The sequence below is a fragment of the Exiguobacterium sp. FSL W8-0210 genome (assembly GCF_038006045.1).
In the GTDB taxonomy this organism is placed as follows: domain Bacteria; phylum Bacillota; class Bacilli; order Exiguobacteriales; family Exiguobacteriaceae; genus Exiguobacterium_A.
Map to the genome: position 1 here is coordinate 155,001 of NZ_JBBOUK010000001.1, position 12,260 is coordinate 167,260.

Here is a 12,260-nt window from a genome sequence, read left to right on the forward strand (position 1 = left end):
CACCATTTCCATTATAATTTCAATCCTGGGGCCTTAGCTCAGCTGGGAGAGCGCCTGCCTTGCACGCAGGAGGTCAGCGGTTCGATCCCGCTAGGCTCCATTTGTCTTGTCCTTTGGATAAGGCACTCGCACCTTGAAAACTGAAGACATCAACAAGACATCAAACTTTTAATTAACCATGTCATTTAAGACGTGTGTTCTTAGAATACCAACGCTAGATCAAGGTATGAAGGGCGTACGGTGGATGCCTTGGCACTAGGAGCCGATGAAGGACGCGACGAACAGCGATATGCTTCGGGGAGCAGTAAGTATGCTTTGATCCGAAGATTTCCGAATGGGGGAACCCACCATCCGTAATGGGATGGGACATGTTACATGAATACATAGTGTAGCGTGAGGCAGACCCGGGGAACTGAAACATCTAAGTACCCGGAGGAAGAGAAAGCAAATGCGATTCCCTGAGTAGCGGCGAGCGAAACGGGAACAGCCCAAACCGGAGAGCATGCTCTTCGGGGTTGTAGGACACTCTATACGGAGTCAAAAAGGAAGACAGTAGGTGAAGGACCTGGAAAGGTCGGCCGAAGAAGGTGACAGCCCTGTAGCTGAAACTGTTTTCCCTCCAGAGTGGATCCTGAGTACGGCGGGACACGTGAAACCCCGTCGGAATCCGGGAGGACCATCTCCCAAGGCTAAATACTCCCTAGTGACCGATAGTGAACCAGTACCGTGAGGGAAAGGTGAAAAGCACCCCGGAAGGGGAGTGAAATAGATCCTGAAACCGTATGCCTACAAGTAGTCAGAGCCCGTTAACGGGTGATGGCGTGCCTTTTGTAGAATGAACCGGCGAGTTACGATAACGCGCGAGGTTAAGCCGATGAGGCGGAGCCGTAGCGAAAGCGAGTCTGAACAGGGCGTTCAGTGCGTTGTCGTAGACCCGAAACCAGGTGATCTACCCATGTCCAGGATGAAGGTCAGGTAACACTGACTGGAGGTCCGAACCCACGCACGTTGAAAAGTGCGGGGATGAGGTGTGGGTAGCGGTGAAATGCCAATCGAACCTGGAGATAGCTGGTTCTCCCCGAAATAGCTTTAGGGCTAGCCTCGAGGTTGAGAGTTCTGGAGGTAGAGCACTGATTGGACTAGGGGCCCCCACAGGGTTACCGAATTCAGTTAAACTCCGAATGCCAGCAACTTATACTCGGGAGTCAGACTGCGAGTGATAAGATCCGTAGTCAAGAGGGAAACAGCCCAGACCGCCAGCTAAGGTCCCAAAGTGTATGTTAAGTGGAAAAGGATGTGGCGCTGCCTAGACAGCTAGGATGTTGGCTTAGAAGCAGCCACCATTCAAAGAGTGCGTAATAGCTCACTAGTCGAGTGGCGCCGCGCCGAAAATGTAACGGGGCTAAACATACCACCGAAGCTGCGGATTCCGTAAGGAATGGTAGGGGAGCGTTCCAAACCGCTGCGAAGCTGTACCGGAAGGAGCAGTGGAGCGTTTGGAAGTGAGAATGCCGGTGTGAGTAGCGAAAAGAGGGGTGAGAATCCCCTCCGTCGAAAGCCCAAGGTTTCCTGAGGAAGGCTCGTCCGCTCAGGGTTAGTCTGGACCTAAGCCGAGGCCGAAAGGCGTAGGCGATGGATAACAGGTTGATATTCCTGTACCGCCGATCCACCGTTTGAACAATGGGGGGACGCAGGAGGATAGTGACGCATGCGGATGGAAGTGCATGTGCAAGTTTCAAGACCGTCTGATTGGCAAATCCGTCAGGCACCAAAGTCAAGGAACGACGCGGAGTCCCGTAGGGACGTAGGTCACGATTTCACACTGCCAAGAAAAGCCTCTAGTGAGGGGGAAGGCGCCAGTACCGTAAACCGACACAGGTAGGCGAGATGAGAATTCTAAGACGCGCGGGATAACTCTCGTTAAGGAACTCGGCAAAATGGTCCCGTAACTTCGGGAGAAGGGACGCTCTACATGAGTAGAGCCGCAGTGAATAGGCCCAAACGACTGTTTAGCAAAAACACAGGTCTCTGCTAAATCGCAAGATGACGTATAGGGGCTGACGCCTGCCCGGTGCTGGAAGGTTAAGGGGATGGGTTAGCGCAAGCGAAGCTTTGAACCGAAGCCCCAGTAAACGGCGGCCGTAACTATAACGGTCCTAAGGTAGCGAAATTCCTTGTCGGGTAAGTTCCGACCCGCACGAAAGGCGTAACGATTTGGGCACTGTCTCAACGAGAGACCCGGTGAAATCATAGTACCTGTGAAGATGCAGGTTACCCGCGACAGGACGGAAAGACCCCATGGAGCTTTACTACAGCCTGATATTGAGGCTTTGTGCATGATGTACAGGATAGGCGGGAGACGTCGAGCCCGGAGCGCCAGCTTCGGAGGAGTCACCCTTGGGATACCGCCCTTCATGCATAGAGTCTCTAACTCGCAGCCGTGATCCGGCTGGAGGACCGTGTCAGGCGGGTAGTTTGACTGGGGCGGTCGCCTCCTAAACAGTAACGGAGGCGCCCAAAGGTTCCCTCAGAATGGTTGGAAATCATTCGTAGAGCGCAAAGGCAGAAGGGAGCTTGACTGCGAGACCTACAAGTCGAGCAGGGACGAAAGTCGGGCTTAGTGATCCGGTGGTTCCGCATGGAAGGGCCATCGCTCAACGGATAAAAGCTACCCTGGGGATAACAGGCTGATCTCCCCCAAGAGTCCACATCGACGGGGAGGTTTGGCACCTCGATGTCGGCTCATCGCATCCTGGGGCTGGAGTAGGTCCCAAGGGTTGGGCTGTTCGCCCATTAAAGCGGTACGCGAGCTGGGTTCAGAACGTCGTGAGACAGTTCGGTCCCTATCCGTCGTGGGCGCAGGAAATTTGAGGAGAGCTGTCCTTAGTACGAGAGGACCGGGATGGACGCACCGCTGGTGTACCAGTTGTTCCGCCAGGAGCATCGCTGGGTAGCTACGTGCGGACGGGATAAATGCTGAAAGCATCTAAGCATGAAGCCCCCTCCAAGATGAGATTTCCCTTTGAGTAATCAAGAAAGACCCCTCAGAGACGATGAGGTAGATAGGTCACGGGTGGAAGCATGGCGACATGTGGAGCTGAGTGATACTAATCGGTCGAGGCCTTGTTCTAGCAGATGCTTGTTGATGACTTCAGTTTTGAGGGCGCGAGCCCGATCGTCTGGTGACGATAGCCAAGTGGTCACACCCGTTCCCATGCCGAACACGGAAGTTAAGCACTTGAACGCCGAAAGTAGTTGGGGGCTTCCCCCTGTGAGGATAGGACGTTGCCAGGCATATTTATTCCGCAATAGCTCAGCGGTAGAGCAACCGGCTGTTAACCGGTAGGTCGTAGGTTCAAATCCTACTTGCGGAGCCAACGGCCCGTTGGTCAAGCGGTTAAGACACCGCCCTTTCACGGCGGTAACACGGGTTCGAATCCCGTACGGGTCACCATTATACTTTTTGTGCCGGTGTAGCTCAGCTGGTAGAGCAACTGACTTGTAATCAGTAGGTCGCGGGTTCGACTCCTGTTGCCGGCACTGTTTTTTCTCAATTGTATAAGTTCCTAGACAAACTGGGGGGGTAGCGAAGTGGCTAAACGCGGCGGACTGTAAATCCGCTCCCTCGGGTTCGGCGGTTCGAATCCGCCCCCCCCCACCATGTCGAGCCATTAGCTCAGTTGGTAGAGCATCTGACTTTTAATCAGAGGGTCGCAGGTTCGAATCCTGCATGGCTCATTTCTTGCGGAAGTAGTTCAGTGGTAGAATACGACCTTGCCAAGGTCGGGGTCGCGGGTTCGAATCCCGTCTTCCGCTTTTTCTTTCGGGGCCTTAGCTCAGCTGGGAGAGCGCCTGCCTTGCACGCAGGAGGTCAGCGGTTCGATCCCGCTAGGCTCCACCAATTTTATTTAAAGATCTTAAGCGAGTTTCGTTCGTCTTAAGTTTTTTTTATATGAAATGCCAAGCATAACCAGAGTACGTACGCAAGAACACCGTGATTCCCTTCACGGTGTTTTTTTGTATATTCATGCGTTTTTTTGTTGAGTTGAACCACTTGTTTGTTACCGCTTACAATATATGTAGAAGTGACTATGACATAGGGGGAATATCGTATGAACATCGCGTATATCAGCGTACCGTACCGTTATGGACAAGGAAAGCCAGGCACTGAACACGGACCTGCTGCTGTCGAAAAAGCGGGTCTACTCGCGACACTCGAAGCACGGGGACAAGAAGCAGTACGCTACGGGGAAGCGGCTGTTTTATCCGAGGATGCGGCCCGAGAAGAAGATCCGAAGCTGAAACGTCTTGAAGGCGTCGTCCATACGACGAATGACTTGCATCTAATTGTACATGATGCGTTATCGGAGCAACGTTTTCCGTTATTAGTCGGTGGTGATCACAGCATGGCGATCGGAACGATTGCAGGGTTACGTCAGACTGTACCACGTCTTGGAGTCATCTGGTTCGATGCACACGGTGATTTGAATACACCGGAAACATCACCGTCTGGTAACATCCACGGTATGCCGCTCGCTGTAGCCCTTGGGGAAGGACATCAGCGTTTAACCGAAGTCGGAGGAACCGATATCAAGTTGCAACCGGAACATCTCGTCTTCATCGGATTACGTGACGTTGATCCAGGAGAACAAGAGCTGATTGATCGTCTTGGTATTCGTGTCTATGATATGGAAGCAATCCGAACTCGGGGAATGGACGCGATCATGGAAGAAGCGATTGCCTATTTGAAGGAAACGACGGATGCGTTCTATCTTAGCTTTGATATGGATGGTCTCGATCCATCACTCGTCGTCGGTACAGGAACACGTGTCGCTGACGGTATTTTCTTAGACGATGCGAAGACAGTGCTCAAGCATTGCGCAACGGCAGAAGATTTCATTGCAGCTGAATTCGTTGAAGTGAATCCGTTGCTTGAAGAAGGAAACGGAACAGCAGAACTTGCGAATGAACTGATCGGAGATCTACTTTTGGCAATGGAAACACATCGCTTAGTAAAATAATGGATAGAACTTGAACTCTTTTCATCGGGGTTCAAGTTTTTTTTGTTACAATTTAAAAGGAGATGAAACATTTATCGGTCGACTTCGTATAAGAGATTGACCGCATAGAGCGGGGGGTATTCAAAGTGGAAGAAACGACACTACGCTTAATTGAGCGAGTGAAGCAGGGAGACCGTGATGCATTCGCGGCACTTGTTGATCTATATAAGGAAGGTGCCTTTCTTGTGGCTTTCCGCGTCTTGCGCGATCGAATGGAAGCGGAGGATGCGACACAGGAAGCCTTCATCCGTGTATTTACGAAGATTGATTCGTATAATGCACAATGGAAGTTCCGGACTTGGTTGTACCGAATCGTCACGAACGTATCGATTGACCGATTACGGAAAAAGAAACCTGACTATTCTCTTGATGCTGAGATGTCAGGTACTGAAGGACTGACATTGTATTCACAACTCGAGAGCAAGGACACCTTGCCGGAGGACCAAGTGGTCGATAACGAGCAACGAAACGAAGTTGGGGACGCGATTGCAGCTTTACCAGAAAAATACCGTGTCCCACTCGTCCTGAAATATGTAGAAGATCTTTCGCTAAAGGAAATCAGTGAAATGATCGAATTACCTGTCGCTACTGTCAAAACTAGAATTCATCGTGGACGAGAAGCGCTGAAGAAGCATTTTGCTAAACGATGAGAAGGAGGAACTCACCATGTCACGAGAGCATGTACATGAACGGATCCAGGATTATTTAGACCAAAACCAACCACCTGAGGAATTCGAGCGATTAGAAGCAGAGTTACGAGAAGTAGACGCGATGGACGAGTTCGAAGAGTATCGGCTCCTTGATGCTCGACTGCGTCAACTTCCAGCGCCTAAATTATCGGCAGATTTTACATCCCGCGTGCTGGCACAATTGCCTGAACAGGTGGAGACGCCAAGCGCTGCTTTGCTACACCAACCGCAACCGTCTCGTTTTGGAGGTAAGATGAAGCAGTACCCATTGCTCGCGGCAGCGGCTGTTTTCTTACTCTTGTCGGTCGGTAGCCTAGGTGGTTATATGGCACAAGAAGAACATGACTTATCCTATACGAATGCACCAGGTATCGTCGCTCAAAATGGCGAGGTCGTCGTCCCGAAAGGCGTCACGGTCGATCAAGATCTATATGTCGAAGGTGGGAACGTCCGAATCGAAGGGAAAGTCAATGGCGATGTCATGACCGTTGACGGGAAAGCTTACACGGCGAGTGCTGGTAGCGTGACCGGAGAAATCAAGGAAATTGATCAATTATTCGAACGCGTTTGGTACGGAATCAAGCGTCTATTTCAATAATCAGCTGGGACGAGTCGAACTCGTCCCTTTGTGCTATAATGGAAACTGTTTAAATCAGATGAGTTAGGGGGCACGGTTGGTGAATTACTTCAGCTGGCAACCACTTCAATTTCAATTGTTGAAACTGGGAGAAAACGTACATTGGTACGATTATATTAATGACGTGATTGATATTGCGGTCGTGACTTTCGTCATTTACCGTCTCATGATCATTGTCAAAGGAACAAAAGCAGTCCAGCTCATTAAAGGGATCTCGGTCATTTTGATCAGTTGGTTCTTGAGTGGCTTTTTTGGACTCAAAACATTGCAATTCTTATTGAATCAAATCATCACCTACGGGTTACTGGGGATTATCATCATCTTCCAACCCGAACTAAGGCGTGGACTGGAACACTTAGGACGAACGAGTAAATTCTTCTCACGTAGTGCCATCAGTGATGAAGATGAACAAGTTCGAATCGTCGATGCACTCGTATCGTCTGCCCAGTACATGTCAAAACGTCGTATCGGAGCACTCGTGACGATTGAACGCGAGACAGGACTAAGTGAATACGTGGAGACGGGCATTCCGCTCGGTTCACAAATCACGAGTCAGTTGCTGATCAACTTGTTCATTCCGAATACACCCTTACATGATGGTGCCGTCATCGTCCAGCAAGGCAAGTTAGCAGCAGCCGCTTGTTACTTACCGCTGTCTGAGAGTGCACATATCTCAAAAGAGCTTGGAACACGTCACCGTGCTGCCATCGGTGTCAGTGAGGTGACGGATAGCGTCACGCTCGTCGTCTCGGAAGAAACGGGTGGTGTCTCACTCGCTATCAATGGACGTCTGTACCGGGAACTCGACGAAGAATCATTACGGACAAAGTTACTTGAGTCGATCGTCAAGGCCGAACCGACGAATACTTCCTTCTTGAACTGGATGGGGGCGAAAAAATAATGTTCGAAAAGTGGTTCAATGAACGCTGGTTTTTACGCATCGTTGCCGTCGCCTTAGCCGTCATGTTGTATTTGATGGTCGCAGGTTCGAATACGACGGGAAAAAGTGATGCTGCTAGTCTATTACCGATCGCAGGACAAGGTTCGACGAAATTTGACGTGCCGGTCACGGTCCAGTATGATGAATCGCAGTGGGTCGCCTATAATATTCCAGATAGTATGGAAGTGACCGTCAAAGGTCCGTCGAGTAGCTTGACGATGCTCCGGCTCGTCCAAGATTTTGGATTATCGATTGATTTGAAAGGACTCGACCCTGGCTATCATCGTGTCCGTGTCACAGCAACTGGCTTCGGAAAAGATGTCGAGGTGACACCAAAACAGGAGACGATCGAAGTTTTCCTCGATAAGAAGATTACAAAGGAAGTACCGGTACAAGTCGCCTTACTCAATAAAAATAAAATCGCTGAAGGATATGTCGCTGGGGAAGCGCAGCCGAACCAACAAACTGTTGAAGTCACGGGAGGCGCAGAGAAGTTACAGGCGATTTCAGCGATCCAAGTACCGATCGATGTGACCGATCGGGCAGAGACGTTCAAAGAGACGTTCAATGCTAAAGCGACTGATACGAACGGGAATACGATCAATGCATCTTATCAACCGGAACAATTAGAAATCACAGTACCGATCTATAAGGAAAGTAAGACGGTACCGATTAATGTGAAGACAAAAGACAACGTCAAAAAGGGGTATACCGTCGTCAAGATTGTTCCTGTCACGACGGAAGCTCGTCTATATGGAACAAAAGAGGAATTAGAGCGCATCGGTTCCGTCGATACGGAAGCGGTCTCGCTCAAAGGATTGACGAAGACGACGGAAAAAACCGTCAAACTCGTCGAACCGGAAAACGCGACGGCGATGGATCCGACACAGGTCACCGTCAATATCGTCGTCGAAAAAGAAAATGCCAATTCGACGACAGAAACCGTCGAGGATCGAGCGGAGAAAACGATTCCGGGTGTGACGGTCACGTTGAATGGATTCGATGAATCAAAGTATACGATTGATTATAATCAAACGATTGATGTCGTCGTCCGTGGGAAAGAATCTGATTTAGCATCGATTGATGCGACGGATATCAAAGCGGTCATCGACGTGACAGGATTAAAAGAAGGAACGCATGGATTGCCGATCTCGTATCAGACATCAAAAGCCTTTGATGTCCTGCGTCCGGATAATATGGATGTCACATTAAAAGCGATTCCCCTGACATCGATTCCGACCAATTAAAACAAATTAGTGAAATGAGGAAATAACACATGGGTAAGTATTTTGGAACTGACGGCGTACGCGGCGTCGCAAACGTAGAATTGACACCGGAACTAGCATATCGCCTCGGTCGAACAGGTGGTTACGTGTTGACGAAACACGAAAGCACACGACCAAAAGTCTTGATTGGACGCGATACACGTGTTTCTGGTCAAATGCTTGAGAACGCACTCATCGCTGGTCTTTTATCAATCGGTGCAGAAGTCATGCGTCTTGGTGTCATCTCGACACCGGGTGTCGCGTACCTGACAAAAACGATGGATGCGACAGCCGGAGTCATGATCTCTGCATCGCACAATCCAGTTGAAGATAACGGGATCAAGTTCTTCGGTTCAGACGGCTTTAAGCTCGATGACGCAACAGAACTTGAAATTGAAGCATTGCTCGACGAAGCAGAAGATACATTGCCACGTCCAGCCGGAAAAGAACTCGGCTTCGTTCATGATTACTATGAAGGGGCTCAGAAATATCTCCACATGCTTCGTCAGACATCGGATGAAGATTTCTCAGGCATCCATGTCGCGATCGACGGCGCACACGGGGCGACGTCAAGCCTCGCACCACGTCTATTCGGTGACTTGGAAGCGGAAGTATCGACGATCGGTACAACTCCGAACGGACTCAACATCAATGATGGTGTTGGTTCGACACACCCTGAACATCTTGCTGCCTTCGTTAAGGAAAAAGGCGCAGATGTTGGTTTATCGTTTGATGGAGACGGCGACCGCTTGATCGCAGTCGATGAGAACGGCGATATCGTGGATGGCGATAAAATCATGTTCATCTGCGGGAAATACTTGAACGAACTCGGTCGTCTGAAAGACAACACGATCGTTGCGACGGTCATGAGTAACCTCGGTTTCCATAAAACCGTCGAAGAAAACGGGATGACGGCGCTTCAAACAGCGGTCGGTGACCGTTATGTCGTCGAAGAGATGCGTAAGAACGACTATACACTCGGTGGCGAACAGTCTGGTCATATCATCTTCATGGATTACTCAACGACAGGGGACGGCATGTTGTCGGGCGTCCAGTTGTTGCAAATCATGAAAGCGACAGGGAAGAAGTTATCGGAACTCGCAGCTGAGATGCCGATCTTCCCACAACGTCTCGTAAACATCCGTGTTTCAGACAAAAATGGCGCAATGAGCGGTCCTGCCGTGCAAGCGATCATTGCTGAAGTCGAAGCAGAGATGGCGGGGAACGGACGGATCCTCGTTCGTGCGTCAGGAACAGAACCACTCGTTCGTGTCATGGCAGAAGCTCCGACACAAGAAGCATGTGATGCATACGTCGAACGGATCGCGAACGTCGTTCGTGAGAACTACGCGTTACAAGAAAACTAAGTAGCCCGAAGCAGAGCGATTGCTCTGCTTCTTTTTTTACAATTATTTTAGAAAAACAGATTGAGATTTTTACAAAATATAGGGATTATACGTATTGATTAGAAAAATATCGGGAATAGTTACAAATACGTTACCTTTCTTGCTTTTTCAGATTAAAGTTCGTATGATGGTGAAGTCGGACAGAAACGGGGTCAGACGGAAACAAGAAGCGCCAGGGCTTTCTTCATAGGATGAAAGCTGACGAGGTGGAGGTTTATCGAATCATTCGGCGGATGCCTCCCGGTACCAGATCCATACCGTAAATCGTTCTGAAATCGTTCAAGTGATTGGACGGACAAACAGACCGATCGGGATCCTCTCAACAAGAGCCGTTTCCTCTTTAGGGAAATACTTGTAAATGGAGAGATGTAACATGTGCGGAATCGTAGGTATGATCGGACAGGTCAACACGAAGGAAATTTTATTAAAAGGTCTCGAGAAGCTCGAGTACCGCGGCTATGACTCGGCAGGTCTTGCGTTCGTCAACGACGGCGTCCAAGTCCACAAAGAAGTAGGCCGGATTGCTGCGCTACGCGAAGTCGTTCCTGCAGATGCAGACGGCACAGTCGGAATCGGACACACACGCTGGGCGACACACGGTGTCCCAAGCGTACCAAACGCGCACCCGCACCAAAGTGCGTCAACACGTTTCACACTCGTGCACAACGGTGTCATCGAGAACGATGAGCAGTTGAAAGCAGAATTGAATGTCGATCTCCTCAGCGACACGGATACAGAAGTCATCGTTCAGATGATCGAAAAGAACTTCAACGAGACAGGTGACGTCGCGGAAGCATTCCGTCAAACACTCCGTGTCTTGCACGGTTCGTATGCCCTCGCATTGATCGATGCTGAAAATCCAGACGTTTTGTACATTGCGAAAAACAAATCACCACTTCTCGTTGGTCTCGGTGACGGTACGTTCAACGTCGTCGCATCAGACGCAATGGCAATGTTACAAGTAACGGATCAATTCATCGAGTTGCATGATGGCGAGATGATCATCTTGACGCGTGATAGCGTCACGATCCAAGATCTCGATGGGAACGTTCAAGAGCGTGAAGCATACACGGCTGAAATCGATGCATCAGACATCGAAAAAGGAACGTACGCGCACTACATGCTCAAAGAGATGGATGAGCAACCAGCGGTCATCCGTAACATCGTTCAAAAATATCAAAACGAAGCAGGCGACATCACACTCGACCAATCGGTCCGTGATCTCGTACTCGGTCGTGACCGTGTCTATATCATTGGTTGCGGAACAAGCTACCATGCTGGTTTGATCGGGAAACAGTTGATCGAACAAATCGCAGGCATCCCGACAGAAGTGCACATCTCTTCTGAGTTCGGATACAACATGCCATTATTGACAGAGAAACCGCTCTTCCTCTTCCTTTCACAATCAGGTGAAACAGCGGATAGCCGTGCCGTTCTCGTCGAAGCGAAGAAACTTGGTCACCCGGCACTGACGATCACGAACGTTCCAGGATCAACATTGTCACGTGAAGCGAACGCAACATTGTTGCTCCACGCGGGTCCAGAAATCGCCGTTGCTTCAACAAAAGCGTATACAGCTCAAATCGCTGTCCTTGCTGTCCTTGCGTTTGACCTTGCTCAAGCGAAAGGGGTTGCCGTCAACTTCGATCTCATGAAGGAACTCGGTAAAATCTCAAGTGCGATGGAATCGGTCATGTCTCAAAAGGATCGTTTCCAAGAAATCGCGACAGAATACTTGTCTGAGTCACGTAACGCGTTCTTCATCGGTCGTGGACAAGATGCATACGTCGGGATGGAAGGTGCATTGAAACTCAAAGAGATCTCGTATATCCAAGCAGAAGGATACGCGGGTGGAGAGCTCAAGCACGGTCCGATCGCTTTGATCGAAGACAACACACCGGTCATCGCGCTCGTGACACAACCACATGTTCACCTCAACAACCGTGGGAACGTCAAGGAAGTCGTCGCACGTGGTGCAAACGCGTGTGTCATCGCAGCAGAAGGTCTTGAATTGCCGACGGATGCATTCGTCATCCCAGCAGTCGAGCCACTCTTGTCACCGCTCTTGTCTGTCTTGCCACTTCAATTGATTTCATACTACGCGGCACTCGGTCGCGACTGTGACGTCGATAAGCCACGTAACTTGGCGAAGTCAGTAACGGTTGAATAAAATTTTTAAATGTATGTAAGGAAAGTGTAGATTTTAAATAAAGTTATACCGTTTTGAAAAAAGTCATACTGTTTTTAAAAAAGTTGCACCGTT

The 12,260-nt window shown here is 49.7% G+C and carries 7 protein-coding genes, 9 tRNA genes and 2 rRNA genes (1 of these 18 only partly in view); all 18 read left to right on the forward strand.

Features of this window, described 5'->3' with window-relative positions; genetic code table 11:
• A tRNA-Ile gene (locus MKY22_RS00905) sits at positions 1–5 on the forward strand; it begins 72 nt to the left of the window's first position.
• 22 nt (positions 6–27) lie between these two features.
• Positions 28–100: transfer RNA gene (locus MKY22_RS00910), tRNA-Ala, on the forward strand.
• Between the two features lie 117 nt (positions 101–217).
• Positions 218–3,131: ribosomal RNA gene (locus MKY22_RS00915) — 23S ribosomal RNA — on the forward strand.
• Between the two features lie 47 nt (positions 3,132–3,178).
• Positions 3,179–3,294: ribosomal RNA gene (gene rrf, locus MKY22_RS00920) — 5S ribosomal RNA — on the forward strand.
• Positions 3,295–3,302: 8 nt separating this feature from the next.
• Positions 3,303–3,377 (forward strand) — tRNA-Asn (locus tag MKY22_RS00925).
• A gap of 2 nt (positions 3,378–3,379) precedes the next feature.
• Positions 3,380–3,454, forward strand: a tRNA-Glu gene (locus tag MKY22_RS00930).
• A 13-nt stretch (positions 3,455–3,467) separates the two neighbouring features.
• Positions 3,468–3,540 (forward strand) — tRNA-Thr (locus MKY22_RS00935).
• Between the two features lie 37 nt (positions 3,541–3,577).
• Positions 3,578–3,661, forward strand: a tRNA-Tyr gene (locus MKY22_RS00940).
• A 4-nt stretch (positions 3,662–3,665) separates the two neighbouring features.
• A tRNA-Lys gene (locus tag MKY22_RS00945) sits at positions 3,666–3,738 on the forward strand.
• 6 nt (positions 3,739–3,744) lie between these two features.
• Positions 3,745–3,816: transfer RNA gene (locus MKY22_RS00950), tRNA-Gly, on the forward strand.
• Positions 3,817–3,825: 9 nt separating this feature from the next.
• Positions 3,826–3,901: transfer RNA gene (locus MKY22_RS00955), tRNA-Ala, on the forward strand.
• A 211-nt stretch (positions 3,902–4,112) separates the two neighbouring features.
• Positions 4,113–5,021: an arginase gene (gene rocF / locus MKY22_RS00960; RefSeq protein ID WP_290776600.1), complete on the forward strand. Its 909-nt coding sequence runs from the start codon at positions 4,113–4,115 to the stop codon at positions 5,019–5,021.
• A gap of 125 nt (positions 5,022–5,146) precedes the next feature.
• Positions 5,147–5,710: an RNA polymerase sigma factor SigW gene (gene sigW, locus MKY22_RS00965; protein ID WP_023466660.1), complete on the forward strand. Its 564-nt coding sequence runs from the start codon at positions 5,147–5,149 to the stop codon at positions 5,708–5,710.
• A 16-nt stretch (positions 5,711–5,726) separates the two neighbouring features.
• The gene (locus MKY22_RS00970; RefSeq protein WP_023466661.1) at positions 5,727–6,347 is read left to right on the forward strand and encodes an anti-sigma factor; all 621 of its coding nucleotides are present in this window, start codon (positions 5,727–5,729) and stop codon (positions 6,345–6,347) included.
• 79 nt (positions 6,348–6,426) lie between these two features.
• Positions 6,427–7,287 carry a diadenylate cyclase CdaA gene (cdaA, locus tag MKY22_RS00975; protein ID WP_290776603.1) on the forward strand — a complete coding sequence of 287 codons (861 nt, stop codon included), beginning with the start codon at positions 6,427–6,429 and terminating at the stop codon, positions 7,285–7,287.
• The gene (locus MKY22_RS00980) at positions 7,287–8,573 is read left to right on the forward strand and encodes a CdaR family protein (protein WP_290776606.1); all 1,287 of its coding nucleotides are present in this window, start codon (positions 7,287–7,289) and stop codon (positions 8,571–8,573) included. Before cdaA ends, MKY22_RS00980 begins: the two co-directional genes overlap by 1 nt.
• Before the next feature lie 29 nt (positions 8,574–8,602).
• Complete coding sequence (gene glmM, locus MKY22_RS00985; protein ID WP_029343107.1) at positions 8,603–9,958, forward strand: phosphoglucosamine mutase; 1,356 nt, start codon at positions 8,603–8,605, stop codon at positions 9,956–9,958.
• Between the two features lie 412 nt (positions 9,959–10,370).
• A complete protein-coding gene (gene glmS, locus MKY22_RS00990) occupies positions 10,371–12,167 on the forward strand; it encodes a glutamine--fructose-6-phosphate transaminase (isomerizing) (RefSeq protein ID WP_341085900.1) in 1,797 nt (598 codons plus the stop codon).
• Positions 12,168–12,260 lie beyond the last annotated feature (93 nt).